Annotated in this window: 25 protein-coding genes and 1 tRNA gene; 12 read left to right on the top strand and 14 right to left on the bottom strand. The window is 65.2% G+C overall.

What is annotated here, in order from left to right; all coding sequences use genetic code 11:
• Positions 1 to 28: 28 nt before the first annotated feature.
• The 5 genes from thiL to ACFOKF_RS12375 are packed head-to-tail and all read left to right on the top strand — an operon-like array spanning position 29 to position 5,413.
• Entirely contained in the window at positions 29 to 943 is a 915-nt protein-coding gene (gene thiL / locus ACFOKF_RS12395) for a thiamine-phosphate kinase (RefSeq protein ID WP_380795983.1), read from the top strand.
• A 60-nt stretch (positions 944 to 1,003) separates the two neighbouring features.
• Positions 1,004 to 1,999: a porphobilinogen synthase gene (hemB, locus tag ACFOKF_RS12390; RefSeq protein ID WP_380797777.1), complete on the top strand. Its 996-nt coding sequence runs from the start codon at positions 1,004 to 1,006 to the stop codon at positions 1,997 to 1,999.
• Positions 1,992 to 2,558 (top strand): GNAT family N-acetyltransferase, encoded by a 567-nt coding sequence (locus ACFOKF_RS12385; protein ID WP_380795982.1) that lies wholly within the window; start codon positions 1,992 to 1,994, stop codon positions 2,556 to 2,558. The genes hemB and ACFOKF_RS12385 overlap by 8 nt, the downstream gene beginning before the upstream one ends.
• Positions 2,559 to 2,579: 21 nt before the next feature.
• A complete protein-coding gene (locus ACFOKF_RS12380) occupies positions 2,580 to 4,814 on the top strand; it encodes a spermidine synthase (RefSeq protein WP_380795980.1) in 2,235 nt (744 codons plus the stop codon).
• On the top strand, positions 4,811 to 5,413 hold the full coding sequence (locus ACFOKF_RS12375) for a gamma carbonic anhydrase family protein (RefSeq protein WP_380795979.1): 603 nt from the start codon (positions 4,811 to 4,813) through the stop codon (positions 5,411 to 5,413). The genes ACFOKF_RS12380 and ACFOKF_RS12375 overlap by 4 nt, the downstream gene beginning before the upstream one ends.
• Before the next feature lie 105 nt (positions 5,414 to 5,518).
• On the opposite strand, the gene ACFOKF_RS12370 is transcribed toward ACFOKF_RS12375, so the two are convergent.
• The 7 genes from ACFOKF_RS12370 to ACFOKF_RS12340 form a co-directional block, all read right to left on the bottom strand.
• Positions 5,519 to 5,803: a hypothetical protein gene (locus ACFOKF_RS12370; RefSeq protein WP_380795978.1), complete on the bottom strand. Its 285-nt coding sequence runs from the start codon at positions 5,801 to 5,803 to the stop codon at positions 5,519 to 5,521.
• A 33-nt stretch (positions 5,804 to 5,836) separates the two neighbouring features.
• Positions 5,837 to 6,349, bottom strand: a complete 513-nt coding sequence (locus ACFOKF_RS12365) for a hypothetical protein (protein WP_380795976.1) — start codon at positions 6,347 to 6,349, stop codon at positions 5,837 to 5,839.
• 154 nt (positions 6,350 to 6,503) lie between these two features.
• Complete coding sequence (gene eda, locus ACFOKF_RS12360; protein WP_380797776.1) at positions 6,504 to 7,121, bottom strand: bifunctional 4-hydroxy-2-oxoglutarate aldolase/2-dehydro-3-deoxy-phosphogluconate aldolase; 618 nt, start codon at positions 7,119 to 7,121, stop codon at positions 6,504 to 6,506.
• Between the two features lie 2 nt (positions 7,122 to 7,123).
• The gene (glk, locus tag ACFOKF_RS12355; protein WP_380795975.1) at positions 7,124 to 8,098 is read right to left on the bottom strand and encodes a glucokinase; all 975 of its coding nucleotides are present in this window, start codon (positions 8,096 to 8,098) and stop codon (positions 7,124 to 7,126) included.
• Between the two features lie 112 nt (positions 8,099 to 8,210).
• A complete protein-coding gene (gene edd, locus ACFOKF_RS12350) occupies positions 8,211 to 10,037 on the bottom strand; it encodes a phosphogluconate dehydratase (protein WP_380795974.1) in 1,827 nt (608 codons plus the stop codon).
• Positions 10,030 to 11,493, bottom strand: a complete 1,464-nt coding sequence (zwf, locus tag ACFOKF_RS12345) for a glucose-6-phosphate dehydrogenase (protein WP_380795973.1) — start codon at positions 11,491 to 11,493, stop codon at positions 10,030 to 10,032. The genes edd and zwf overlap by 8 nt, the downstream gene beginning before the upstream one ends.
• A gap of 147 nt (positions 11,494 to 11,640) precedes the next feature.
• Entirely contained in the window at positions 11,641 to 12,054 is a 414-nt protein-coding gene (locus ACFOKF_RS12340) for a MerC domain-containing protein (protein WP_380795972.1), read from the bottom strand.
• A 189-nt stretch (positions 12,055 to 12,243) separates the two neighbouring features.
• Here ACFOKF_RS12340 and ACFOKF_RS12335 point away from each other — a divergent pair.
• Positions 12,244 to 12,328: transfer RNA gene (locus tag ACFOKF_RS12335), tRNA-Leu, on the top strand.
• Between the two features lie 131 nt (positions 12,329 to 12,459).
• Positions 12,460 to 12,645, top strand: coding sequence for a hypothetical protein (locus tag ACFOKF_RS12330; RefSeq protein WP_380795970.1), 186 nt, complete (start codon positions 12,460 to 12,462; stop codon positions 12,643 to 12,645).
• 31 nt (positions 12,646 to 12,676) lie between these two features.
• Here the strand turns inward: ACFOKF_RS12330 and ACFOKF_RS12325 are convergent, their stop codons facing one another.
• Positions 12,677 to 13,825, bottom strand: coding sequence for a pyridoxal phosphate-dependent aminotransferase (locus ACFOKF_RS12325; protein ID WP_380795969.1), 1,149 nt, complete (start codon positions 13,823 to 13,825; stop codon positions 12,677 to 12,679).
• Positions 13,826 to 13,883: 58 nt separating this feature from the next.
• Between ACFOKF_RS12325 and ACFOKF_RS12320 the strand changes: the two genes are divergently transcribed.
• Positions 13,884 to 14,147, top strand: coding sequence for a hypothetical protein (locus tag ACFOKF_RS12320; protein ID WP_380797775.1), 264 nt, complete (start codon positions 13,884 to 13,886; stop codon positions 14,145 to 14,147).
• A gap of 94 nt (positions 14,148 to 14,241) precedes the next feature.
• Here the strand turns inward: ACFOKF_RS12320 and pgl are convergent, their stop codons facing one another.
• The 5 genes from pgl to ACFOKF_RS12295 form a co-directional block, all read right to left on the bottom strand.
• Entirely contained in the window at positions 14,242 to 14,934 is a 693-nt protein-coding gene (pgl, locus tag ACFOKF_RS12315; RefSeq protein ID WP_380795968.1) for a 6-phosphogluconolactonase, read from the bottom strand.
• A gap of 1 nt (position 14,935) precedes the next feature.
• The gene (locus ACFOKF_RS12310; RefSeq protein ID WP_380795966.1) at positions 14,936 to 15,412 is read right to left on the bottom strand and encodes a YbaK/EbsC family protein; all 477 of its coding nucleotides are present in this window, start codon (positions 15,410 to 15,412) and stop codon (positions 14,936 to 14,938) included.
• A complete protein-coding gene (galE, locus tag ACFOKF_RS12305; protein ID WP_380795964.1) occupies positions 15,409 to 16,413 on the bottom strand; it encodes a UDP-glucose 4-epimerase GalE in 1,005 nt (334 codons plus the stop codon). The genes ACFOKF_RS12310 and galE overlap by 4 nt, the downstream gene beginning before the upstream one ends.
• A gap of 67 nt (positions 16,414 to 16,480) precedes the next feature.
• On the bottom strand, positions 16,481 to 18,658 hold the full coding sequence (locus ACFOKF_RS12300; RefSeq protein WP_380795963.1) for a 3-hydroxyacyl-CoA dehydrogenase NAD-binding domain-containing protein: 2,178 nt from the start codon (positions 18,656 to 18,658) through the stop codon (positions 16,481 to 16,483).
• A gap of 92 nt (positions 18,659 to 18,750) precedes the next feature.
• Positions 18,751 to 19,959 (bottom strand): acetyl-CoA C-acetyltransferase, encoded by a 1,209-nt coding sequence (locus tag ACFOKF_RS12295; protein ID WP_380797773.1) that lies wholly within the window; start codon positions 19,957 to 19,959, stop codon positions 18,751 to 18,753.
• 230 nt (positions 19,960 to 20,189) lie between these two features.
• Between ACFOKF_RS12295 and ACFOKF_RS12290 the strand changes: the two genes are divergently transcribed.
• Positions 20,190 to 20,924: a metallophosphoesterase family protein gene (locus ACFOKF_RS12290; protein WP_380797771.1), complete on the top strand. Its 735-nt coding sequence runs from the start codon at positions 20,190 to 20,192 to the stop codon at positions 20,922 to 20,924.
• A gap of 41 nt (positions 20,925 to 20,965) precedes the next feature.
• Positions 20,966 to 22,633 (top strand): MFS transporter, encoded by a 1,668-nt coding sequence (locus tag ACFOKF_RS12285; protein WP_380795961.1) that lies wholly within the window; start codon positions 20,966 to 20,968, stop codon positions 22,631 to 22,633.
• A gap of 3 nt (positions 22,634 to 22,636) precedes the next feature.
• Here the strand turns inward: ACFOKF_RS12285 and ACFOKF_RS12280 are convergent, their stop codons facing one another.
• A complete protein-coding gene (locus ACFOKF_RS12280; protein WP_380795960.1) occupies positions 22,637 to 23,236 on the bottom strand; it encodes a nucleotidyltransferase family protein in 600 nt (199 codons plus the stop codon).
• 151 nt (positions 23,237 to 23,387) lie between these two features.
• On the opposite strand from ACFOKF_RS12280, the gene folE reads away from it, so the two are divergent.
• Positions 23,388 to 23,993 carry a GTP cyclohydrolase I FolE gene (folE, locus tag ACFOKF_RS12275; protein ID WP_380795959.1) on the top strand — a complete coding sequence of 202 codons (606 nt, stop codon included), beginning with the start codon at positions 23,388 to 23,390 and terminating at the stop codon, positions 23,991 to 23,993.
• Positions 23,990 to 24,829 (top strand): SDR family oxidoreductase, encoded by an 840-nt coding sequence (locus ACFOKF_RS12270; protein WP_380795957.1) that lies wholly within the window; start codon positions 23,990 to 23,992, stop codon positions 24,827 to 24,829. The genes folE and ACFOKF_RS12270 overlap by 4 nt, the downstream gene beginning before the upstream one ends.
• Positions 24,830 to 24,869 lie beyond the last annotated feature (40 nt).

Here is a 24,869-nt window from a genome sequence, read left to right as displayed (position 1 = left end):
CCGCCATCCGCCCGTATAGATAGGGATCATGTCCGCCGAATCCCGCTTCCTCACCTTGTTGCGCCTGCTCGCCCATGATCCGGCGGCGCAGGGGCTGATGGATGATGTCGCGGTGCTGCCCGTGGGCGACAGCCGCTTGATCCTGACCAGCGACACGATGGTCGAGGGGGTGCATTACCTGCCCACCGATCCGCCGGCCGACATTGGCTGGAAACTGGCGGCGGTGAACCTGTCCGATCTGGCGGCGAAGGGCGCGCGGCCGGTCGGCTGTCTGCTCAATTATGCGCTATCGGGCGACGAAGCCTGGGACGAAGCCTTCATTGCGGGGCTTGGCGAGGCGCTCGACCGGCACGCTATGCCATTGCTGGGCGGCGACACGGTGAAGATGCCGGCCGGATCGGCGCGCAGTTACAGCCTGACCGCGATCGGCGAAGCGACCGGCGTCGTCCCCACCCGCACCGGCGCGCAGCCGGGCGACATGCTTTATGTCACCGGGCCAGTGGGCGACGCGGGTGTGGGGCTGGCGCTGGCCAGCGCCGATCCGGCGGCGTCCGGTCCGCTGGTCGACGCCTATCGTCGGCCCCGTCCGCGCATTGCCGAAGGGGCGCTGATTGCGCCCGTCGCCACGGCTATGATGGATCTGTCCGACGGCCTGCTGATCGACGCCGCCCGCATGGCGCAGGCCAGCGGCGTCGCCGTGACCATCGACCATATCCCCCTGTCGCGCGCGCTGGAACGGGCGCGGGGGGCAAGCGTGGCGGTGCAGATTGCCGCCGCCCGCGCGGGCGACGATTATGAACTGCTGTTCGCCCTGCCGCGCAGCAAGACGCCACCGGTGCGCGCTATTCCGGTCGGCTATGTAACGCAGGGTGCAGGCCTGGCACTGATGATCGACGGCGCGGTCATGCCCTTGCCCGACCGGCTCGGCTGGGAACATGGCTAGGGCCGCTGGGACAATGTGCCCGGCTTGATCCCCCCGGCGGGCGGGCCTACACCGCTGGCCATGACCCATGCACTTTATCCGGCGCTGCGCATGCGCCGCACCCGCGCCTCGGCCTGGAGCCGTGCCATGCACGCCGAAAATCGCCTGTCGCCCAGCGATTTCCTCTGGCCGCTGTTCGTGACCGAAGGCGAAGGCGTGGAGGAACCGATCGCCGCGCTGCCCGGCGTGTCGCGCTGGTCCGTCGACCTGATGGTCGCCCGTGCGAAGGAAGCGCGCGATGCCGGCATTCCCTGTCTGGCGCTGTTCCCCAATACCCAGGCCGACCGGCGCAGCGACGATGGCGAAGAGGCGCTGAACCCCGACAATCTGATGTGCCGGGCCATCCGCGCGATCAAGGATGCGGTGCCCGACATCGGCATCCTGACCGATGTGGCGCTGGACCCCTATACGGTTCATGGGCAGGACGGGCTGCTCGATGAGACGGGCTATGTCGTCAATGATGCGACGATCGACGTGCTGATCGGCCAGTCGCTCAATCAGGCGGCGGCGGGCGCGGACATCATCGCGCCCAGCGACATGATGGATGGCCGGATCGGCGCGATCCGCGAGGCGCTGGAGGAAAATGGCCACGCCAATGTCCAGATCATGGCCTATGCCGCCAAATATGCCAGCGCCTTCTATGGCCCGTTCCGCGACGCGGTGGGATCGCGCGGTCTGCTGAAGGGCGACAAGAAGAACTACCAGATGGACCCCGCCAACGGCGAAGAGGCGCTGCGCGAAGTCGCGCTCGATCTGGCCGAAGGGGCGGACAGCGTGATGGTGAAGCCGGGCCTGCCCTATCTGGATATTGTCGCGCGGGTGCGCGATCGCTTCTCCGTCCCGGTCTTCGCCTATCAGGTGTCGGGCGAATATGCGATGATCGAACATGCCGCCGCCGCGGGCGCAGGGGATCGCGACGCGCTGATCCTGGAAACGCTGATGGCGTTCAAGCGGGCGGGTTGCTCGGGGGTGCTGACCTATCATGCGCTGCACGCCGCGCGCCTGCTGAATGGCTGAATTCCGGCTTGAAACGGATCGGCTGATCCTGCGCGGCTGGCGGCAGGAGGACGTCGATCCGTTCATGCAGGCGCTCGACACGCCCGATGTGATGCGCTGGCTGGGCGGATCGCAGCCGCGCAGCCATTATGCCGCCATGCAGCAGACTATGGCGCAGATGCAGGCGGATGCCGGCCATTGCTTCTGGATCATGGAAAGCCGCGCGGATGGCGCGATCCTGGGCTTTTGCGGCCCGCGCCGGGGGCGGCATGCCGGCACGCCCATCTATGGCGAAGTGGAACTGGGCTGGCGGCTGGCCGCCAGCCATTGGGGGCGGGGACTGGCGAAGGAAGCGGCCCGCGCCGCGATCGACTGGTGCCGCCTCAACCTGCCCGACCGGCGGGTGGTCGCCTATACGGTGCCGGGCAACAGCGCATCCTGGGGCCTGATGCGCGCGCTGGGCATGACCCGACGGGAAGAGATGGATTTCGATCATCCCGCCTTCGCGCAGGGGCATCCGCTCCGCCGCCACATCGTCTATGCGCTGGATCATCCTGACGGACACCCATCTCCCCCTTGAACCGCAGGCCATGGTTGCGGCATGACCATGGCGCAGGGGCAGGACAGGGGATGGATATTGATCGGAACGCGCGCTCGCTTCGTCCTGACCATTTGCGCGGGATCCTTCCTGCTCTTCCTCGTCCAGCCGATGATCGCCCGCATGGCGCTGCCGCGTCTGGGCGGGGCGCCGTCGGTGTGGAACTCCGCCATGCTGGTCTATCAGGCGCTGTTGCTGGCGGGCTATGGCTATGCCCATCTGCTGGGGCGCGTGCCGGCGCGGCGACAGGCGCTGATCCATCTCGCGCTGTTCCTGCTGTCCGCCATCTTCCTGCCGATCGGCCTCGCGGGATGGCAGCCGCCCGCTACGATCGAGCCGGCCCTCTGGGTGCTCTGGCTGATCGGCGCGTCGATCGGGCCGCTGTTCTTCGTCGTCGCCGCGCAGGCGCCGCTGCTTCAGCGCTGGTTTGCGATCGCCGATGGCGGCGATCCCTATCCGCTCTATGCCGCGTCCAATCTGGGCAGCTTTGGCGGGCTGATCGCCTATCCGCTGCTGGTCGAGCCGCTGTTGACGCTGAAGGCGCAGAGCATTCTCTGGTCGCTTTGCTATGGCTTGCTCTTCTTTCTGGTCTACGCCAGCGCCCGCCGCCTGCCGCCCGATAGCGCCACCGTCGCTGCGCAGCAGGATGCCGCGCCGCCGCCATCATGGCGCATGATGCTGCACTGGATGGCGCTGGCGGCGGTGCCTTCCGGCCTGATGCTGGCGACCAGCCTGTATCTCACCACCGACATCGTCGCCATGCCCTTGCTCTGGGTGGTGCCGCTGGGCCTCTATCTGCTCAGTTTCAGCGCGGCTTTCGCCAATGGGCGCGGCGTCGCCAATCTCTGCACCTTGACGGCGCCTCTGGTCCTGCTGATCGGGGCGTGCATCGCCTTTACCGGCGGGGTGCATTTCCCGGTCTTCATTGCGCTGGGCATCGTCACCGTGCTGTTCGTGGCGTCGACCGCGCTGCACGCCTATCTTTATGATCTGCGCCCCGCCCCGGCGCATCTGACCCGCTTCTATCTGATCCTGTCGGTGGGGGGCATGATCGGCGGGCTGTTCTGCGCGCTGCTGGCGCCGCTGATCTTCGACTGGACCTATGAATATCCGATGCTGCTGGGGGCCGCCGCGCTGCTGCTGCCCGCGCGCGATCCCTTCCTGCGGCTGCCGCGCCTGTTGTGGAAAAATCCGCAACGCCGTGTCTGGCTGGCCTGCGCGATGCTGCTGCTGGGCCTTGGCCTGTCGATCATCGGCGGAGGGCTGGCGCCCGGCCTTGCCTCGCCGCCGGTCAAGACCGCCTGTTTCCTGGCGATCATCGCCATGGGCGTGATGGCGCTGGGGCATCGCGCGCTCAGCGCAGGGATGCTGATCTATCTGATGCTGTGCCTTAGCGGATGGGAAAAGCTGTCCCAATCGGCCAGCGGCATGCTGACGCGCAGCTATTTCGGCGTTTATGGTGTCGCGAACAAGGGTGCGGACCAGCGCATCCTGTTCCACGGCACGACGCTGCACGGCATCCAGAATCTGAAGCCCGGCCATGAACGGGACGCCACCAGCTACTATGCGCCGCTGTCGGGCGTGGGGATGGCGATGCGCCATGCGCCCGCGCTGTTCGGGCCGCACGCGCGGGTCGATGTGGTCGGGCTGGGGGCGGGGACGCTGGCCTGCTATATCCGCCCCGGCCAGCGCTGGCGCTTTTACGAGATCGACCCGGCGATGGTGGCCATCGCCCGCAATCCGGCCGATTTCAGCTTCCTGTCCCGCTGCCAGCCACATGCCGACATCGTCATCGGCGATGCGCGCATGACGCTGGCGCAGCAGCCGGCCGGCGGCGCGGACCTGCTGGTGATCGACGCATTCTCCTCTGATTCGATTCCCCTGCATCTGCTCACGCGGGAAGCGCTGGCCGTCTATAGCCGCCGTCTGGCGCCTAATGGGCTGCTGATGATCCATATTTCCAACCGCTATCTGGACCTGCGCCCGGTGGTGGCGGGGGATGCGGCGGCGGAGGGCTGGCACGCGCGGCTGCGCCATTATGTGCCGGACAAGCGGGATGAGGCCCGCCACTATGCCGCGTCTTTATGGGTTGCCCTGTCGCGCGACCCGGCGCAACTGGACCGCCTGGAATATCTGACCCGGCCGCAGGACTGGCAATTGCTGCGCCCGCGCCCCCGCTTTTCCGCCTGGACCGACGACCATGCCAGCATCCTGCCGGTGCTGAAGATCAGACCATGAGAAAGGAAAGTGAATTGTCTGCCCCAGACTATCCAGATGTCAGCATCATCCCCTTTGGCGACAAGACCCCCCGCATCCACCCCAGCGCCTTCATCGCGCCGGGATGCCGGATCATCGGCGATGTGGAAATCGGCGAAGATGCCAGCATCTGGTATAATTGCGTGATCCGGGCCGATGTGAACCGGGTGCGGATCGGCGCGCGGACCAATGTGCAGGACGGCACGGTCATCCATTGCGACAGCCCCGGCGACCGCGCCGACGGCCGTCCGGCCGATGGCTGGCCCGCGATCATCGGGGAAGATGTGCTGATCGGCCATATGGCGATGATCCATGGCTGCGTGCTGGAGGACCGGGCGTTCGTGGGGCTGGGCGCAATCGTGATGAGCGGCTGTACGGTGGAAAGCGACGCGATGCTGGCCGCGGGCGCCCTGCTCTCACCGGGCAAGCGCGTGCTGCACCGCCAGCTATGGGCCGGGCGCCCGGCAAAGTTCATGCGCGACCTGAGCGACGAAGCGCTGATCGACATGCGCGAAGGGGTGGACCATTATGTTCATAACGCCAAAGCGCATAAGGGTGCGGTGAAGGCGATGGGGGAGTAGGGGAGACACCGTCATCCCAGCGAAGGCTGGGATCTCAAGCGAGGTAGCGCGCCATCTCATGCGACCCCAGCCTGCGCTGGGGTGACGGATATTGGTGGTCAGCCGTCAAATTGGATGCTGGATCACTTTGGCGCGCGCGTCAGAAAAATAACCTACCTTTGTTCCGGGTAACTCGGATGCCAATCGCTCAGCGAGTTCCAACCCGTCAGCATCCAAAAGCGTGACAACCTGATTGTCGATAAAGCCTACATGGTGGGCTTTGCGGTAATGGCTCCGCCATTGTTCGATGTCGGCCAGCAGCGACGGAGTTAGTGGAAGCGTCGTCAAAGTCAGGTATCCGCCTGCAACAGCATCTCTGACACCCGTTCCCGAAGCCATGCCATCGACCATCAAATATCTTGGTATCATCCGGTCAACCACCCGTTAAGGCTGCGGCAGGCGCGCCTTCATCGCGTCGATGCGATCATTCTGCTGGTCGACCAGTGCCAGCGCCGCGCTGCGGGCGGCGTCTATGTCTTCCAGGCCGCCGCGCGCCTTGCCGTCGGATATGGCGTTGATGCGTTCGACATAGAGGGTGTCGAGGCTGGCGAGGGCCGAGACGCTGTCGTTGCGGGCGGTTTCCAGCGCGCTGATCGCGACCTGTGCGGCGACCCAGGCGTCGCTCGAAACCGCCGATCCCGATGCCGCGCGCACGGCCTTGTCGGCCTTGTCAGAGGCGGCGTCAAACCCGGCAGCGCCCTTGTCCGCCTGCGCCACATGGCGGGCGATCTCTGCCGACAAACCTGTGTCAGCCGGGGCGGGGGCAGGAGGCGGCGCGACTTCGGCGACCGGCGCGCTTTCGATCGGCCGCTTGGCCAGCGACGGATAATTTTGCGGCGACCCGGCGCAACCGGACAGGAACAGGGCCAGAGCGGCAAGAAGGCGGCGCGGAGTCATGACTATCATCTAGGTGGAGGCGAAGGCGGACGCAACCGCGTCAACGCTCTGGTTGCGTCATACTATCTCCGTTCGCTTCGAGCGAAGTCGAGAAGCGGCCAGAACTGCGCTTCCCGTTTCTCGACTTCGCTCGAAACGAACGGATAGACTCAGTTCAACGCGGCAGGGCGGCGGCTTCGCGGGCCAGCGCCTCGATCTTCGCCGGGTCGATCGGTCCCTTGGGCACGACCCAGCTGCCGCCGACGCATTTGATGAAGGGCTGGGCCAGCCATTCGGGTGCGCTCTGCGGCGTGATGCCGCCGGTGGGGCAGAAGCGGGCGGTGTGCAGCGGCGCGGCCAGCGCCTTCAATGCCGGCAGGCCGCCAGACGTTTCGGCCGGGAAGAATTTGAAATGGCTAAGCCCCATGTCCATGCCGCGCATGATGTCGCCCGCCGCGGCGGTGCCGGGCAGGAAGGGGATGTTGGCCGCGATCGCCGCCTTGCCCAGCGGTTCGGTGAGGCCGGGGCTGACGATGAAGCGCGCGCCCGCCTCCATTGCTGCATCAAGCTGCGCGGGGTTGAGCACGGTGCCGGCGCCCACCACGGCACCTTCGACCTTCGCCATTTCGCGGATCACGTCCAGCGCGGCGGGGGTGCGCAGCGTCACTTCCAGCGCGGGCAGGCCACCGGCCACCAGCGCCTGCGCGATCGGCAGCGCATCTTCGACCCGGTCCACCACCAGCACCGGAATTACCGGCGCCAGTTCCATCACCTGTTCTACGGTCAGGCTCATCATCACTTCTCCCTATAAGCTGCGGCAGCGCCGAACAGCCCGATTTCATCATGGATGGCGCAGCGGATCGGCACGGTCGCCATCAGGCTTTCGAACCGGCCCTTCGCCTTGAAGCGGGTGTGGAACCCGCTCTGCTTCAAAAAGTCGTGCATCCGCTGGGTCAGGCCGCCGGCCAGCACTACCGCATGCGGGCCATGGGCCAGCGCCAGATCGCCCGCGACGGAGCCATAGCAGAGGCAGAAACGCTCCAGCGCGCGGCGGGCGAACTCGTCACTGCCGTCCAACGCCGCCTGCCACAATTCGGGGTCTTCCATCAGGATGACGCGATCATGGCCGATCGTCGCCAGCGCCTTGTAGATATAGTTGAGGCCCGGCCCGGACACGATCCGCTCGGTCGACACGCGCAGGAATTTGTCGCGCAGATAGGAGAGGATCTTCTCCTCGGTCGGGTCAAGCGGGGCGAAGTCCAGATGCCCGCCCTCGGTCGCGATGACATGGGGATGGCCTTGATCATAGGCGATCATCGCCACGCCCAGTCCCGTGCCGGGGCCAAGGATGGTCACGCCGCCATCGCTGGGGAAGGGACTGTCCTCGCCGAACAGCAAAGGCAGGTTTTCCGCCGGCAGGCGCGACACGGCGTGGGCCACCGCCTCGAAATCATTGACCAGGCGAACGGTGTCGACATTGATGTCGGCCGCCAGCGTATCGGCGCGGATCACCCAATTGCTGTTGGTCAGCTTGATCACCTCCCGCCCGATGGCGGTGGCGAAGGCGATGGAGGCGGCGCGGGGCAGGTCGCCGCTGCCCTCCTTCTTCTCATCCTCGGCAAAAGCGGCCCAGCAGCTTTGCAGGCTGGGATAGTCGGCAACCTTGTACTTGCGCACGGTGCCGAGCGTCGGCACGCCCCGTTCGTCCAGCGAGGCGCGGGCGAAGCGGGCATTGGTTCCGCCAATGTCGGCGGCGATGATGTCGGTCATCAGGGCATCCAATTCTTATTATCGTCACCCCAGCGAAAGCTGGGGTCTCAGGGAGCTGGGGCGCGCCCTGTCGCCTGAGATGCCAGCCTTCGCTGGCATGACGGATGAAAGTTTAAAGCTCGCTTTCCATCGCCGCCAGGATCGGCGATGCGCCGGCTTCGGCCAGATCGCTATGATGGCGGAACAGGGCGAACAGTTCGCGGCCGGTGTCATAGGGCGGGGGCGGGGCGGCGGGAATGTCCCGCGCGGCCCATGTCGCCGCATCGACCAGCGCGTCGACCGCGCCGGTTTCCGCGCAGACCCGCACCATGTCGCCATCGCGCAGCTTGCCGATCGCGCCACCACCGAGCGCCTCTGGCGACAGATGGATAGCGGCCGGCACCTTGCCGGATGCGCCCGACATGCGGCCGTCGGTCAGCAGCGCGACCTTGAAGCCGCGATCCTGCAGCACGCCCAGCGCCGGGGTCAGCTTGTGCAGTTCCGGCATGCCATTGGCCTTTGGTCCCTGGAAACGGACGACGACCACGACGTCACGCTCCAGTTCGCCGGCCTTGAAGGCGCGCAGCACATCGTCCTGATCGTGGAAGACGGCGGCAGGCGCCTCGATCGTCCAGCGTTCCTTGTCGACGGCGCTGACCTTCATGACGCAGCGGCCGAGGTTGCCTTCCATCAGCTTCATGCCGCCATCGGCCTGGAACGGGTTGGATGCAGGGCGCAGGATTGCCTCGTCGCGCGACGCCGGCACGTCCTTCCACACCAGCGCATCATTCTCCAGCACCGGTTCCTGCCCATAATCGGCCAGCCCCTGCCGCGCGACGGTCAGGATGTCGCCATGCAGCAGCCCCGCGCCCAGCAATTCGCTGATCACATAGCTGATGCCGCCGGCGGCGTGGAAATTATTCACGTCGCCCGATCCATTGGGATAGACCCGCGCCAGCAAGGGCACGACGTCCGAAATCTCGGCAAAGTCGGTCCAGTCGATGCTGATGCCTGCCGCGCGCGCCATGGCGGGCAAATGGATGGCGTGGTTGGTGGAGCCGCCCGTCGCCATCAGGCCGATGATCGCGTTCACGATCGCCTTTTCATCGACGCAATGGCCCAGCGGCCTGTAATCGTCTCCGTCCCAACCGATCCGCGCCAGCTGATGCACCGCCGCGCGGGTCAGTTCCTGCCGCAGCTTTGTGCCCGGATGCACGAAGGAGGCGGCGGGCATGTGCAGCCCCATCATCTCCATCATCATCTGGTTGCTGTTGGCCGTGCCATAGAATGTGCAGGTGCCCGCGCCATGATAGCTGGCGCTCTCCGATTCCAGCAGTTCGTCCTTGCCCACCTTGCCCTCGGCATAAAGCTGGCGGATGCGCACCTTTTCCTTGTTGGCCAGACCCGACGGCATCGGGCCTGCGGGCACGAAGATGGTCGGCAAATGGCCAAAGCGCAGCGCGCCGATCAGCAGGCCGGGTACGATCTTGTCGCAAATGCCCAGCATCAGCGCGCCTTCGAACATCGCATGGCTCAGCGACACGGCTGTCGACAGGGCAATGGTGTCGCGGCTGAACAGCGACAGGTCCATGCCCGCCTGTCCCTGCGTCACGCCGTCGCACATGGCGGGCACGCCGCCCGCCACCTGCGCGGTGCAGCCAATTTCGCGCGCGGCGATCTTGATCTGGTCGGGATAGCGGCCATAGGGCTGATGCGCCGACAACATGTCGTTATAGGCGGTGATGATGCCCATGTTCATCGCGCTGCCGGTGCGGATGACAGCCTTGTCCTCGCCGCTGGCGGCAAAGCCATGGGCCAGATTGCCGCAGGACAGCTGCGCGCGGTTGGTGCCGGCTTCGCGGCCGCGCTCGATCAGATCCAGATAGTGGCGGCGGCGCGGCGCGCTGCGCTCCACGATGCGCGCCGTCACTCTGGCGATTACGGGATGTAGGTCAGTCATGCCAGCTGGCTCCGTCGCGTTCGATAAGGGCAATGGCCGAAGACGGACCCCAGTTCCCTGATGAATAGGCGGCGGGCTTCACATTGGCCTCTTTCCACCCGTCGATAATGCTGTCGATCCATGTCCATTGCGCTTCCACTTCGTCGCGGCGCACGAACAAGGTGGCGTCCCCGGCCAGCAGGTCCAGGATCAGCCGTTCATAGGCGATGCGGCGGCGCTGCCCGGCGAAAGCGGCGGTCAGCGACACGTCCAGCGTCACCTCGTCCAGCTTCACCTGCCGTTCCAGCCCCGGCCTTTTGCTCATGATTTGCAGGCGGATATATTCTTCCGGCTGGAGGCGGATGACCAGGGTGTTCGGCTCCAGCCCCGATCCATGGCCGTCGCGGCCAAAGATGCTGTGCCGTACCGGCTTGAACTGGATCACGATTTCGGACTGGCGCGCGGGCATCCGCTTGCCGGTGCGCAGATAGAAGGGCACGCCCTGCCAGCGCCAATTGTCAATATGCGCCTTTAGCGCGACGAAGGTTTCGGTGTCGGACGGCTGGCCCAGCTCGTCGGCATAGCCGGTGACGATCTGGCCGCAGACCGCGCCCGGCGTATATTGGCCGCGCACGCTGTTGGTCTTGACCGTTTCGTCGGTCATCGGGCGCAGCGAACGCAGCGCCTTCACCTTTTCATCGCGCACCGCCGTCGGGTCCATGCGCGCGGGCGGCTCCATGGCGATGATCGACAGGATCTGGAGCATGTGATTCTGCACCATGTCGCGCAGCGCGCCGACCCCGTCATAATAGGAAACGCGGCCTTCCAGCCCGACCGTTTCGCCCACGGTGATCTGCACATGGTCGATCGCGGTGGCGTTCCACAGCGGTTCGAACATGACGTTGCCGAACCGCAGGGCGAGCAGGTTCTGGACCGTTTCCTTGCCCAGATAATGGTCGACGCGGAAAATCTGGTCTTCGGCAAACAGGTGGCCGATGCCGTCATTGACCAGTTTGGAAGAGGCCAGATCCTTGCCGATCGGCTTTTCCATCGCGATGCGCGTTGTCGGCGTGATCAGGCCCGCCTCGCTCAATCCCTGCGCGGTCGGCGCGAACAGGGACGGGGGTGTCGAGAGGTAGACGGACAGGCCGCGTTCCAGCCGGCCGTCGATCCGCTCCGCCAGCGCCGCGAACTGATCGGCATTGCCGGCCTCGACCGGCTGATACTGGATCATGCCGGCGAAGGTTGCGGCGGTCGTCGCGTCATAGCGGTCAGCGGGCAGGAATTGCTGGAGCGCCGCGTCGATCTCCGCGCGGAACGCCTCGTCGCTCATCTCCGATCGGGCGGACCCGATGATCAGGAAGTCGGCCGGCAACAGGCCATCGGACAGAAGATTGTAGAGCGAAGGGAAGATCATCCGGCGCGCCAGATCCCCGGTGGCGCCAAATAACAGAAACGTAGCAGACGGATCGGTCAAAGGATGGTCCTTCTCCGGTATGAAATTGTCTATGTCTGCACGAAGCCGCCCTTATAGCGAGCGCAGATCGTTACGCAAGAAGGCTATCGTCGATGGCCGTTCGTCGCAACAACATGGCGCGGATCGGGGGATTTTTCCCGGTTTTTGTTATCGGGGGACGTTAAGCCCCCTGCGCCAGTTGAGGATGTGGCCGGTCGCCAGCAACAGGCTGCCCGACACGGTCCATAGGGTTTCGGCCAGAACCCCATCCGCCGCCAGCGCCCCGACGGCCATCAGGATCAGCCCGGCAACACCTGCAACCATGGGCAAAGTGCCGCCATGCCGCCGCCATCCCTGCGCCAGCGCGAACAGGCTGGTCGGGATCGCCAGCGCCAGCATGATCAGGTGAAAGGATTCGCCCGGATCGATCCTGCTGGCCAGCGCAGGGAGCAGAGCGAACAGCAGCGGCAGGCCCAGGCAATGCAGGGTGCAGAGAGAAGAAGCGCACAGGGCAAAGCCGTCCAGCCAGCGTTCCGACGCCTTTGGCGCGCAGCTCGCGCGCTCCGATTCCATCCCGCTCATTCGGCCTCATCTTTTATGATATAATGTAACATTTCGGGCGGCATGTGGGGCGCGGGCGGCTGGCTGTCAACCATGGCGGGACAAGTTAAGCGCAATGATCCGATTTTCGGCTGGACGCCCGCCGCGGATTTTGCCATTTGGCGGCTCCACCCGATGAATAGCGGAATCACCGCCCTCATCGTGCACCGTGCGGGTGTGGTGAAACTGGTAGACGCGCCGGACTCAAAATCCGGTTCCGCAAGGAGTGTCGGTTCGATTCCGACCACCCGCACCATTATTTGCAGCCTCAGGCGCCGGCGCGGGCATCCGCCCGCTTGGCTATCCTCGCAAAAGATCGGGCGGCCGTTCGGCCCTTTGGTCGCATCGCGTGTCGCGAACTGGCTGCGGGCCTGCTATGGCCGGCTCATGAAGGTCCGCCACATATTGCCGCCGCTGCTGTTCGGCCTGCTTTTCCTGACCATCATCACCGTGGGCGACGCGCTGTTCTGGAGCGTGCCGCATGCGCTGGAGAAGCTGCCGCCGCGCCTGATAACCGTCGCCGTCCTGACCGGCCTATGGCTGGTGCATCTCTATAAGCGCACGGTGCGCTGATAACATCCGTCACCCCGGCCTTTGCCGCGCCTTATCGCCCGCCCTGCGCCTGAAACCATGGCACCATCCGCGCGATGGCGTCTTCGACCCGGTCGGTGGAGACGGCGAAGCTGAAGCGGATGAAGCGGTGGCCGTCCACAGGATCGAAATCGATCCCGGGCGCGGTCGCCACGCCGGTTTCGCGCAGCAGTCTCTGGCAGAAGCTGAGGCTGTCATTGGTCAGATGGCTGATGTCGGCATAGATATAGAAAGCGCCGTCGGGCGGGGCGATCTGCGCCAGCCCCAGCGCGGGCAGCGCGTCCAGCAGCAATTGCCGGTTGCGGCGATAGCCCTCGACATGCCCCTCCAGTTCGTCGGTGCAGTCGAACGCGGTCAGCCCCGCGCGCTGCGCCAGCACCGGCGGCGTCAGGAACAGATTGCCCATCCGCGCGCGCGCCACGCCGATCAGGTCGGCCGGCACCACGATCCAGCCCAGCCGCCAGCCGGCCATGCTGTAATATTTGGAGAAGCTGTTCACCACGATCGCGTCGGGCGCATATTCCAGCATCGAATGCGCCGGCTCGCCAAAGCTCAGTCCATGATAGATTTCATCGGAAATGATGCGGATGCCGCGTTCGGCGCAGACCTTTGCGATCCGCGCCAGTTCGTCCGCCGGAATGATCGTGCCGGTGGGATTGGCCGGGCTGGCGAGGATCAGGCCATCAGGGGCTTTGGCAGGCGCGGGATCGATCGCGGCCAGCGCATCGGCGCTGATCTGATAGCGCTCGGCCGGGCCGCAGGGCACCTCCACCGGCTCCAGATAGAGCGCCTTCAAATTGTTGCGATAGGCGACATAGCCCGGCCGCGCCGTGGCGACGCGCGCGCCGGGCCGGAATAGGCAGGTGAGCGCCAGCACCAGCCCCGGCGACGCGCCGCAGGTCAGGATGATCTGTTCGGGGTCGACCGCAACCCCGTGCCGCTCGCCATAATGGCGCGCGATTCGTTCCTTGAGGGCAGGGCTTTCCCAATAGCCCATCGGGTCGGTGTCCAGCACCTGATGCGCCACTGCGATCGCTTCGGCGGGCGCGCCGGTTGACGGCTGGCCGAACTCCATGTGCAGGATGGATCGGCCCGCGGCTTCGAGGGCATGGGCTTCGCGGCTGATGGCGATGGCGTGGAAGGGATCGATAGTGGCAACCATGGAGGCGTGCCTATTATGCCGGGGCAACCATGTCCATGGCCGCCGCGTTTCCACCGGCATGGACCCGATGCTGCTCACTGCTTTGCAATATTATGGCGCGGGGGCGGCGGCGCTCGCGGCGCTGATCGTGTCGCTCAACCTGGGCCGCCGGGTGACGGGATGGGCGTTCGTGCTGTTCGTCACCAGTTCGATCGCGCTGATCGGCTGGGGGTTCCTCGACAAGGACAGCGAAGGCATAGGCTGGCAGAATGTCGCCATGCTGATCATCAATGTCGTGGGCGTGTGGCGCTATTTGATTTCGGACCACAAGCCGAAGACCTAAAAGCTTTCCCTCCGTTTGTTTCGAGCGCAGTCGAGAAACGCCTGACGCAGCTTTCCCGTTTCTCGACACGCTCGAAACGAACGGAGGTTGGGTGTCAGCCTTCCGCGATCCACACCTCGACCGGCACGGCATCCTGCAACAGCGCCAGCCGGATCGGCAGTTCCTCGACCGCGCCGCCCGCCAGCGCACGATCATAGACGGCCTTCTTGCCCGCGCCGCTGATCTGAAGGAAGATGTGCCGGCTCTGCAAAATCCCATGCGCGGTCAGCGACATACGCTGATGGGGCGCAACCGGCGGCGTCGCCGCGATGGTCAGCGCCTTGCTCACCAGCCCTTCGGCCAGTTCCGTCCCCTCGGGAAAGAGGGAGGCGGTATGTCCGTCATCGCCCATGCCCAGCAGGATGATGTCGAGCGGCCATGGCAGCTGTGCGAAGGCCGCCTCCACCGCGCTCTGCCCGGCATAGGCGTCGGCCGCGTCATTCTTCATCGGCACGAAGCGCGCTGCGGCCGCAGCGCCCTGCAACAATGTCTCGCGCACCAGCCGTTCATTGCTGTCGGGGCTGTCGGGCGCGACCCAGCGTTCGTCCACCAAAGTCACCACGACCTTGCCCCAGTCGAGGTCGACGCCGCTCAGCGCCTCCAGCACCGGGCGCGGCGATCGGCCGCCCGAAACTGCGATGCTCGCCACTCCGCGCGCGGCGATCGCGTCGGCCAGGATCGCGGCGATGCGCGCGGCGATGTCCGCCGCAGCCTCGCCTCCGGTGGTAAACAGATGGTGGGTCGGCATGTCAGGAAACCTCTTGAGGCAATGTGCAAATATCCACCCAGCGCGCGCCGGTCAGGGCGGCGAGGCGGTCTGGCGTCAGTTCGACCGATGTGGTCCGCGATCCCGCCGCCGGAAAGACGGTGGCGAAATCCTTGAGCGACACGTCGCAATAGACAGGCAGGGGCGTGGACAGGCCAAAGGGGCAAACGCCGCCGACCGGATGGCCGGTCAGTTCCTCCACCTCATGCCCGCCCAGCATGCGCGGCTTGGCGCCCAGCGCGGCCTTCGCCTTGGCATTGTGCAGCCGGGCGTCGCCCCGCGCGCAGACCAGAACCACCGTTTCGCCCGCGCGCAGCGACAGCGTCTTGGCGATGCGCGCCGGTTCCACGCCCAGCGCCTGCGCCGCTTCCGCCACCGTGGCCGTGCTCAGCCCCTGATCGATGATCGTCACATCGGGCGCATGCTCGGCCAGGAAGGCGCGGACGCTCGCTTCGCTCATGCGCCCTGAATATCGCCCAGCTTGCGTTCCCAGGCCAGAGCATGGGTGACGATCTGGGTCAGGTCGGCATAGCGCGGCTCCCACGGAAATTCCGCCATGATCGCGCGATTGTCCGAAATCAGCGCATCGGGGTCGCCGGCGCGGCGGCCCTCCAGCTTGCGTTCGATCGTCATGTTGGTCACGCGATCGACCGCGTCCAGCACTTCCAGCACGGAAAAACCCCGGCCATAGCCGCAATTGAGCAGGTAATTCTGGTCGGGTTTCGCCATCAGCCCTTCCAGCGCCAGCACATGGGCGGCGGCCAGATCGCTGACATGGATATAGTCGCGCACACCCGTACCGTCGGGCGTATCGAAATCGGTGCCGAACACGCTGACATGGCTCCGCTTGCCCAGCGCCGCTTCGACCGCCACCTTGATCAGATGGGTGGCGCCCGCCGTCGACTGGCCGGTGCGGCCTTCCGGGTCTGCGCCCGCGACGTTGAAATAGCGCAGCGCGCAGAAATTCATCGCATGCGCCGCCGCCACATCGCGCAGCATATGCTCGGTCATCAGCTTCGACATGCCATAGGGGTTGATCGGTCGCTGCGGCGTGGTTTCGCGGACCGGGCTTTCCTCCGGTATGCCATAGGTGGCGGCGGTGGAGGAGAAGATGAAGTGCGGCACGCCAACGGCCACCGCGCTTTCGATCAGGTCGCGCGTCTTCGCGCTATTATTATGATAATATTTCAACGGGTTTTCGACCGATTCCGGCACCACGACCGAACCGGCGAAATGCATGATCGCCTTGACATCATGGTCGCGCAGCGTCGCCTGCACCAGCGGCTGATCGGCGATGTCGCCCTGCACGAAAGGAACGTCCTGCGGCACTGCCCAGGCAAAGCCCGTGACCAGATTGTCGATCACCACCACGCCATAGCCGGCGTCTTTCAGCGCCAGAACCGCATGGCTGCCAATATAGCCGGCGCCGCCCGTCACCAATACCGTAGGCTTATCCTGCATAAGAAAAAGGTCTCCCCGTGGATATGCAGGGAGACCTAGACCAGAGAGGTTACGATTTACAGTCTAATCATGCCGCAGCGCGGGATGGGGCCGGGCGGTAGAAGCTGCCGCCGCTGGCCGCCATGTCGCGCAGTTGCTGGGTGGGGGCGAAGCGGGGGCCGTGGGCCGCCGCCAGCCGATCCAGCACGGCGACGACATGGGCGATGCCGACCGTGTCCATATGGCTGAACGGCCCGCCGGTATAGGGCGCAAAGCCCCAGCCGAAGATCGCGCCGATGTCGCCATCTTCCGGCGTTTCCAGCACGCCTTCTTCGAAACAGCGGGCGCATTCGATCAGCTGGCGATAGAGCAGCCGCTCCTTCACCGCCTCCACATCGGGCTGGTCGTCGGCGTGCGGGAACATTTCGGTCAGCACGGGCGACAGATGCTTCTTCGCGTCTTCGGGATAGTCATACCAGCCCTTGCCATTCTTGCGGCCCAGACGCCCGGCATCGACCATCTTCATCATAACGTCGTCCGAAGCCTGGGGTATATAGGCGTCGCCCAGTTCCTTCTTCGCCGCCGTCATGATCTTGACGCCCAGTTCGATCGACACTTCGTCGCTGACGGCGAGCGGGCCGGTCGGCATGCCCAACTGCTTGCCGGCATTTTCAATGAGCGCCGGATTGACGCCTTCGCCGACCATTTCCGTGCCTTCCTGCACATAGGTGCCAAAGCTGCGCGAGGTGTAGAAGCCGCGGCTGTCATGTACGACAATCGGCGTTTTCTTGATCTGCGCCACGAAATCCAGCGCCTTGGCGATGGCGGCAGGCCCCGTCTTCTCACCCAGGATGATCTCGACCAGCGGCATTTTTTCCACCGGCGAGAAGAAATGGACGCCGATGAAATTCTCGGGCTTGCTCCACGCATTGGCCAGCTTGGTGATCGGCAGGGTGGAGGTGTTGGAGCCGAAGATGGTGTCCGCGCCCAGCACTGCTTCGACCTGCTTGGTCACTTCCGCCTTGATGGCGACATCCTCGAACACCGCCTCGATCACGAAGTCGGCCCCGGCCAGCGCGGCATAATCGGTGGTCGGCGTCACGCGGGCCAGGGTGGCTGCCAGCTTTTCGGGCGTCATGCCCTTGCCCAAACGCTTCTTGAGCACCGCTTCGACATGCGCCTTGCCCTTTTCCGCATAGGCCAGATCGCGGTCGAACAGCACGACCTCGATCCCCGCCTGCGCCGCGACGGTGGCGATGCCCGCGCCCATCATGCCCGCGCCCAGCATGGCGAGCTTGGTCGTCGGCGCCTTGGGCTGATGCTTGGGGCGGCGCGCGCCGCGCTCTGCCGCCTGCTTGTTGACGAACAGGGTGCGGATCATGTTCGACGCCTGCGGATCGGCGGCGACCTTGGCGAAATATTTGCTCTCGATCCGGATCGCGCGATCCATCGGCAAAGTGATGCCTTCATAGACGGCGGACAGCAGGGCGATGGGCGCGTTCATGTTGCCCTGGGTCTGCTTCAGCGTCATCGGCAGCGCGCCGATCATGGTCTGGGCGAAGGCGGGGTTGAAGCCGCCAGCGCCACCTGGCACCTTGAAGCCCTTCACATCCCAGGGCTGGGTGCTGGCGGTCGGATTGGCCTTCACCCATTCCTTCGCCGCCGCAACCGCCGTGCCTTGCGGCACCACGCCGTCCACCACCTTCAGCATGGCCGCTTCGGCCGGGCGGAACAGCTTGCCCTGCAACATGTACATCAGCGACGCCTGCACGCCGATGATGCGGGGCAGGCGCTGCGATCCACCCCCGCCGGGGAACAGGCCGATCAGGATTTCCGGCAGGCCCAGCTGCGTCTTGGGGCTGTCGCCCACGAAACGGCGATGGCAGGCCAGCGCCAGTTCAAAGCCGCCGCCGACGCAGGTGCCTTCAATGGCGCAGGCGATCGGCTTGCCGTTGGTTTCCAGACGACGGAACAGGGCGTTGAGCATGAACAGCTTGTCGAAGATCGCTGCCGGAGCAGGGCGTCCTTCGCCCTCGCTCGCCAGCATCGACCCGAAAAATTTGAGGTCCATGCCGGCCATGAAGCCGCTGTCCTTGCCCGACGCGATGACCGCGCCCTTGATGCCCTCTTCCGACGCGATGCGCGTGATCGCTGCATCCAGATCGGCCAAGAAATCCGGGCCGATGACGTTCATCGACTGACCCGGAACGTCGATCGTCAGGGTGGCGATGCCGTCGGCGTCAATGTCGAATGCGATGGTCTGCATAATAGTGCTACCTCTCAAATCCGTTCGCCCTGTTCGAACGAGCCACTTGTCTCGTTCGAATGTCGAAGGGCCGAACGGTGTTTATTCTTGTCTCAGATACGCTCGATGATGATGCCGGTGCCCATGCCCGCGCCCACGCACAGGTTGATGAGCGCAGTGCCCTTGCCCGATCGCTCCAGTTCGTCGAGCGCCGTGCCCAGCACCATCGCGCCGGTCGCGCCCAGCGGATGGCCCATGGCGATCGCGCCGCCATTCACGTTGATCTTGTCATGGTCGAGGTCCATCGCCTGCATGTAGCGCAGCACGACAGATGCGAAGGCTTCGTTCAGTTCCCACAGGTCGATGTCGGCGGCGCTCATCCCGGCGCGGGCGAGCAGCTTGCCCGCAACAAATTCCGGCCCGGTCAGCATGATCAGCGGTTCCGACCCGATCGACGCCATCGCCCTGATCTTCGCGCGGGGTTTCAGGCCATATTTCTCGCCCATATCCTTGTTGCCGACCAGCACGGCGGCCGCGCCATCCACGATGCCGCTGCTGTTGCCGGCATGGTGGACATGATTGACCTTCTCCAGTTCCGGGTAGCGGAGCAGGGCGACGGTGTCGAAGCCCGGCATGTCCTCGCCCAAGGCGGTGAAGCTGGGCTTCAGGGCGCCCAGCGACTGCATCGTCGCATCGGGGCGCATATGTTCGTCATGGTCCAGCACGATGCCGCCGATCACATCCTTCACCGGCACGATCGACTTCTTGAAGCGGCCTTCGTCCCATGCCTGCTTGGCGCGCTTCTGGCTTTCCACGGCATAGGCGTCGACATCGTCGCGGCTGATGCCGAACTTGGTGGCGATGACGTCCGCGCCAATGCCCTGCGGCGCGAAATAGGTCTTGTAGGCGACCGCCGGGTCCATTGCCCAGGCGCCGCCGTCCGACGCCATCGGCACGCGGCTCATCGATTCGACGCCGCCGCCGATCGCGAACATGGCTTCGCCCGAATAGACCTTTGCGGCGGCCATGTTCACCGCCTCCAGACCCGAAGCGCAGAAGCGGTTGATCTGCACGCCCGGCACGGTCTGCGCGTAATCGGCGTTCAGCACGGCGACGCGGGCAATGTCTGAGCCCTGTTCGCCGACGGGGCTGACGCAGCCCAGAATGACGTCGTCCACATCCGCCGTGTCGATCTGGCTGCGGTCGCGCACGGCTTCCAGCACCTGCGTCGCCAGCTGGATCGGGGTGATTTCATGCAGCGACCCGTCGGCCTTGCCCCGGCCACGGGGCGTCCTGACGGCGTCGTAAATATAGGCTTCCATGCTCATTCCCTCTCCGTGGGGGCCGTTTCGGCGCTACGCCAGCGCCATGGGTTGTGGCCCTGAATGTATTTACGTTTACGTAAAGTGCAAGCATCAATTGCAGCATCGTCGTCCCGGCCATGCTGCCGTAACGGCAATTTTTTCCGGCGTGCGCAAAATCGCAAACAACTGTCTACATCGCTGTCTCACTATCCGCTTTCCTCCGCCGAATCTCCATGCCATCCTTTCCCATGCGCATCGCCATCCTCTCCGACATCCATGGCAATATCGCGGCGCTCGACGCGGTGCTGGCCGACATTGTCGGCCGGGGCGTCGATCGCATCGTCAATCTGGGGGACATCCTGTCCGGGCCGCTCTTCCCCTGCGAAACCGCCGATCGGCTGATGGCGCTCAATCTGCCCACGATCCGCGGTAATCATGAACGGCAATTGCTGACGCTGGCGCCCGACGCCATGGGGCCATCCGACCGCTACGCCCATGCCATGCTGGAGCCGCGCCATCGCGCGTGGATCGCCAGCTTGCCCGAACATTATTGGCTGAGCGACGATGTGCTGATGGTCCATGGCGCGCCGGGCGGCGACCTCATCTATTTCCTCGAAAGTATCGAGGATGGCGGGACAAGGGCGGCGACGGCGCAAGAGGTCGAGGAACGGGCAGGGGGCGTCGCCGCGCCGCTGATCCTGTGCGGCCACACCCATGTCCCGCGCATCCATCATCGGCCGGGCGGCGGAATGATCGTCAATCCGGGCAGCGTCGGGCTGCCGGCCTATGACGATGCGCATCCCGTGCGGCACAAGGTGGAGACAGGCTCCCCCCATGCCCGCTACGCCATTGTCGATCAGGCCGAAACGGGCTGGCGGGCGGAGATCATTGCCGTCGATTATGACTGGGAACGGGCCGCACAATGGGCGCAAGCGCGGGGACGCGTCGACTGGGCGCAGGCATTGCGCACCGGAACCCTATAGAAGCGTTGCCACTTCGTCATCGGTGTCTATATCCGGACTTCATGGATAGCGTGACCGAACCCTCCCAGAAATCCCCGTCACCTTTTTCCATTCCCACCTTTCGCGCGATCTGGATCGCCAGCCTCGGGTCCAATTTCGGGGGCCTCATTCAGTCGGTCGGCGCGGCGTGGATGATGACGTCGCTCTCCGCATCGCCATTGCTGATCGCGCTGGTGCCGGCAGCGACCACATTGCCGATCATGCTGCTCTCGCTCTGGGCGGGCGCGGTGGCCGACAATCTGGATCGGCGCAAGGTGATGATCGTGTGTCAGAGTGCGATGCTGCTGACCTCCGCCGCGCTGGCGGCGACGGCCTGGGCCGGGCTGATGACGCCCTGGCTGCTTTTGTCCTTCACCTTTGCGATCGGCTGCGCGACGGCGATCAACGGCCCCGCCTGGCAGGCGTCGGTCGGCGACATGGTGCCGCGCGTCGTGTTGCCGAGCGCGGTGGCGATGAATTCCATGGGTTTCAATCTGGCGCGCAGCATGGGGCCGGCGCTGGGCGGCGTCATCGTCGCGGCGGCGGGCGCGGCGGCGGCTTTTCTGGTCAACGCGCTCAGCTATGTCGGTTTGCTGACGGTGCTGGCGCGGTGGCGGCCGGATCTGCCGCCCAAGCTGCTGCCGCGTGAGCGGCTTGGCGTCGCGATGGTCGCAGGCGTCGGCTATGTCGCTGCATCCCCCAAGATCAAGCTGGTATTGCTGCGCGCCGGGGCGTTCGGCGTCGGCGCCAGCGCGGTGTCGGCGCTGATGCCGCTGGTCGCGCGTGATTTGCTGGGCGGCGGCGCGCTGACCTTTGGCGTCACCAGCGGGGCGTTTGGCGTGGGCGCGGTTTTGGGCGCCTTGTCCAGCCGGCGGCTGCGTACGCGCTATTCGGTGGAGGCGATCGTGCGCTGCGCCGCGCTGGCGATGGCGCTGGGCACCGCGCTGACCGGGGCCAGCCACTGGCTGATGCTGGCCATGCCGGGCTATATGCTGGCCGGGGCCGGATGGGTATTGGCGCTGTCGACCTTCAACGTCTCGGTCCAGATGTCCGCACCCCGCTGGGTCGTGGCGCGCGCCGTTGCGCTCTATCAGATGATCGCCTTTGGCGGGATGGCCGGCGGCGCATGGTTGTTCGGCTGGGTGGCGGAGCATCATGGCGTCGCCACGGGGCTTTACACGGCGGCCATGGTTCAGTTCGCCGCCGCCATATTGGGCCTGTGGCGTCCACTGCCGCAGACCGGGAACGACAATCTGGATCCGCGCGGTGACTGGCATGAACCCGATACGGCCGTTCCGGTGGAGCCGCGCAGCGGCCCGATCGTCGTCACCATCGAATATCGCATCCCGGCCGGATCGATCGTTCCCTTCCTGACGGCGATGAGCGAACGCCGCCGCATCCGCCGCCGCGACGGCGCGCATGGCTGGCAATTGCTGCGCGATCTGGGCGAATCCGATCTGTGGGTCGAACGCTATCATGTGTCGACCTGGCTGGATTATGTGCGGCATAATCAGCGCCGCACCGTCGCCGACATCGCCAATAGCGACGCGATCCATGCCCTGCATCAGGGGCCGACCCCCCCGGTCGTCCATCGCCGGCTGGAGCGCCAGACCGGATCGCTGCCGATCAGCCGGGCGCCCGATGCGCGCGAAATGGGCGATGGCCTGACCGACCCGACCCGGCTGAGCTGATCCTTAGCTCGGTGTGACCGACCGGACGTTCAGCAGGTCTTCGGGCGTGTCGATGTCATGCAGGATCGCGCCCGTGGTTTCGATCTGAAGGCCATGGCTCAGCAGGGCGCGCGCGCCCTGATCGCCTTTCAGTGCGAGAAGTTCCGGGAAATGCTTGCGCCCGATGAAGGCCGGAGGCGAAGAAGAAAAGCCGTCCGTGCTGGCGACGACCGATCTTATGTCCTCCGCCGCCAGGCAGATGCGGTTGTAATGGCTGGGGGGCACGTCGGGCATGTCAGCCAGGCAGATGAGGATGCCGCGTATCTTCTGATCGGGCAGGACATGTTCGACCGCCCGCACGATACTGCCCGACATGCCTTCTTCCGGCTGGTCGTTGACCAATATCGTGTAGCCACGTCGATCAAGTTTGCGATGAATTACCGGCGCGAAGTCGATCGGGCGGACGACGGCGACCAGTTTTGCAAAGGCCATGGAGGCGACCGTCTCCAGCGTGTGCGCCGCCACCGGCTTGCCACGCAGGGGCGCCATCAGCTTGTCTTGCTCGCCAAAACGGGACGAGGTTCCGGCCGCCAGCAGGACGGCTGCGATTTTTTCAGTGCGCATGGCTATTTGATAGGAATGACATTTTTGTTGGCGACCCTGGACAACATCGATTTGCCATTGCGGCGATCTTGTGTCCAGCGGGCGCGAAAGGGCTGGCCATCGCGAAATCGAGTCGTATATGCGGGGCGGCAGAATAAGGAGTAGCCCGTTCATGGCATGTGAACTCGACGCCGAGACGGTTGGCGAAGGCAAGGAACCGGTTCCGGCCGACGTCAGCGAAGCGATCCGCACGCTGATCCGCTGGGCGGGGGACGCGCCGGATCGGGAAGGGCTGATGGAAACGCCCGAACGCGTCGCGCGGGCGTGGAAGGAATATTGCCGTGGTTATGGTGATGATCCGGCCTATCATCTCTCGCGCATCTTTCATGAAGTGGGCGGCTATGACGATGTCGTGCTGCTAAAGGATATTCCGTTCCAGTCGCATTGCGAACATCATATGGCGCCGATCGTGGGCCGGGCGCACATCGCCTATCTGCCCGGCGAATATGTGGTCGGCATTTCCAAGCTGGCCCGTGTTCTGCACGCCTTCGCCAACCGGCTTCAGGTGCAGGAACGGCTGACATCCGAAGTCGCCAACTGCATCTGGGAGCATCTGAAGCCCCAGGGCGTGGCGGTCGTGATAGAGGCCACCCATGGCTGCATGACCGGGCGGGGCGTGCGCACCCCCAATGTCATCATGAAGACCAGCCGCATGCTGGGCGTGTTCCGCGACGATGAAAAGTCGCGCGAGGAAGTGCTGAAGCTCATCGCTTCATGAGCGAAGCCGAGGAGCCGTCCTATCGCCCGCTGGGCAAGGCGCGCAACGATGCCGCGCCGGTCGGCGCGCCGCTGGCGCAAAAGCGGCTGGCGCTGGTCACGGGCGGGCATCGGCGGCTGGGCGGCATCATTGCCGCCGCGCTGGCGAAGGCGGGCCATTCGCTCGCCATCCATGGCAGCCATGATACGCGGCTCGATTCCCATCTGGCGCTGACCTTCGAGGAAGAAAAGACGCAATGGGAGGGCTTCGTCGTCGATTTTGCCGATCCCGAAGGGGCGGAGGAACTGGTGGCGCAGGTGGCCGAGCGGTTCGGGCGCCCGCCTGACATATTGGTGAACAGCGCCGCGATCTTTGGGCAGGATCGTCTGGAAACGGTCAGCGCGGACGATCTGATGCGCCATTATGCGGTGAATTGCGCCGCGCCCACGCTGTTGACCAAGGCGTTTGCGACCATTCCGGCTGGCGTTGGCGACCGCTGCATCATCAATATTCTCGACCAGCGGATCGACCATCCCCATGCCGACCAGCTGGCCTATACGCTGTCCAAGCTGGCGCTGGCGGGACTGACGCGCACCAGCGCGCATAGTCTGGCGCCCAAGGTCAGGGTCAATGCGGTTGCGCCGGGCCTGACGATTGCGACCCCCGATTATGACGAGGCGCAGATGGAGCGTCTTGGCGCGATGATGCCGCTCGCGCGGCTGCCGCAGGCGGAGGAGATTGCGCAGGCGGTGCTCTATCTGGCCAATGCGACGGCCATTACCGGCCAGACGCTGTATGTCGACGGTGGCGCGCATCTGAAAAGCTATGATCGCGACTTCATGCATTTATGCCGATAGGGATCGCATAAATCGCATGGAGGAGGGGCTGGCGGAGCGA

It is taken from the genome of Sphingobium rhizovicinum (assembly GCF_042647625.1).
Taxonomy (GTDB): Bacteria; Pseudomonadota; Alphaproteobacteria; order Sphingomonadales; family Sphingomonadaceae; genus Sphingobium; species Sphingobium rhizovicinum.
Note: the sequence above shows the minus strand (reverse complement) of the source record. Positions and strands in the feature narration are given on the sequence as shown.

Excerpts from the sequence above, each read along its gene's own strand:
- ACFOKF_RS12270 (WP_380795957.1), top strand. The coding sequence starts at position 23,990 with ATGAGCGAAGCCGAGGAGCCGTCCTATCGCCCGCTGGGCAAGGCGCGC.
- ACFOKF_RS12330 (WP_380795970.1), top strand. The coding sequence starts at position 12,460 with ATGAAGGTCCGCCACATATTGCCGCCGCTGCTGTTCGGCCTGCTTTTC.
- ACFOKF_RS12300 (WP_380795963.1), bottom strand. The coding sequence starts at position 18,658 with ATGCAGACCATCGCATTCGACATTGACGCCGACGGCATCGCCACCCTG.
- galE (WP_380795964.1), bottom strand. The coding sequence starts at position 16,413 with ATGCAGGATAAGCCTACGGTATTGGTGACGGGCGGCGCCGGCTATATT.
- ACFOKF_RS12290 (WP_380797771.1), top strand. The coding sequence starts at position 20,190 with ATGCGCATCGCCATCCTCTCCGACATCCATGGCAATATCGCGGCGCTC.
- ACFOKF_RS12295 (WP_380797773.1), bottom strand. The coding sequence starts at position 19,959 with ATGGAAGCCTATATTTACGACGCCGTCAGGACGCCCCGTGGCCGGGGC.
- ACFOKF_RS12370 (WP_380795978.1), bottom strand. The coding sequence starts at position 5,803 with ATGGTCGATGGCATGGCTTCGGGAACGGGTGTCAGAGATGCTGTTGCA.
- hemB (WP_380797777.1), top strand. The coding sequence starts at position 1,004 with ATGACCCATGCACTTTATCCGGCGCTGCGCATGCGCCGCACCCGCGCC.
- thiL (WP_380795983.1), top strand. The coding sequence starts at position 29 with ATGTCCGCCGAATCCCGCTTCCTCACCTTGTTGCGCCTGCTCGCCCAT.
- ACFOKF_RS12320 (WP_380797775.1), top strand. The coding sequence starts at position 13,884 with ATGGACCCGATGCTGCTCACTGCTTTGCAATATTATGGCGCGGGGGCG.
- ACFOKF_RS12285 (WP_380795961.1), top strand. The coding sequence starts at position 20,966 with ATGGATAGCGTGACCGAACCCTCCCAGAAATCCCCGTCACCTTTTTCC.
- ACFOKF_RS12385 (WP_380795982.1), top strand. The coding sequence starts at position 1,992 with ATGGCTGAATTCCGGCTTGAAACGGATCGGCTGATCCTGCGCGGCTGG.
- glk (WP_380795975.1), bottom strand. The coding sequence starts at position 8,098 with ATGACCGACATCATCGCCGCCGACATTGGCGGAACCAATGCCCGCTTC.
- ACFOKF_RS12310 (WP_380795966.1), bottom strand. The coding sequence starts at position 15,412 with ATGAGCGAAGCGAGCGTCCGCGCCTTCCTGGCCGAGCATGCGCCCGAT.
- ACFOKF_RS12375 (WP_380795979.1), top strand. The coding sequence starts at position 4,811 with ATGAGAAAGGAAAGTGAATTGTCTGCCCCAGACTATCCAGATGTCAGC.
- ACFOKF_RS12380 (WP_380795980.1), top strand. The coding sequence starts at position 2,580 with ATGACCATGGCGCAGGGGCAGGACAGGGGATGGATATTGATCGGAACG.
- ACFOKF_RS12325 (WP_380795969.1), bottom strand. The coding sequence starts at position 13,825 with ATGGTTGCCACTATCGATCCCTTCCACGCCATCGCCATCAGCCGCGAA.
- ACFOKF_RS12280 (WP_380795960.1), bottom strand. The coding sequence starts at position 23,236 with ATGCGCACTGAAAAAATCGCAGCCGTCCTGCTGGCGGCCGGAACCTCG.
- ACFOKF_RS12365 (WP_380795976.1), bottom strand. The coding sequence starts at position 6,349 with ATGACTCCGCGCCGCCTTCTTGCCGCTCTGGCCCTGTTCCTGTCCGGT.
- folE (WP_380795959.1), top strand. The coding sequence starts at position 23,388 with ATGGCATGTGAACTCGACGCCGAGACGGTTGGCGAAGGCAAGGAACCG.
- eda (WP_380797776.1), bottom strand. The coding sequence starts at position 7,121 with ATGAGCCTGACCGTAGAACAGGTGATGGAACTGGCGCCGGTAATTCCG.
- ACFOKF_RS12340 (WP_380795972.1), bottom strand. The coding sequence starts at position 12,054 with ATGAGCGGGATGGAATCGGAGCGCGCGAGCTGCGCGCCAAAGGCGTCG.
- pgl (WP_380795968.1), bottom strand. The coding sequence starts at position 14,934 with ATGCCGACCCACCATCTGTTTACCACCGGAGGCGAGGCTGCGGCGGAC.
- edd (WP_380795974.1), bottom strand. The coding sequence starts at position 10,037 with ATGACTGACCTACATCCCGTAATCGCCAGAGTGACGGCGCGCATCGTG.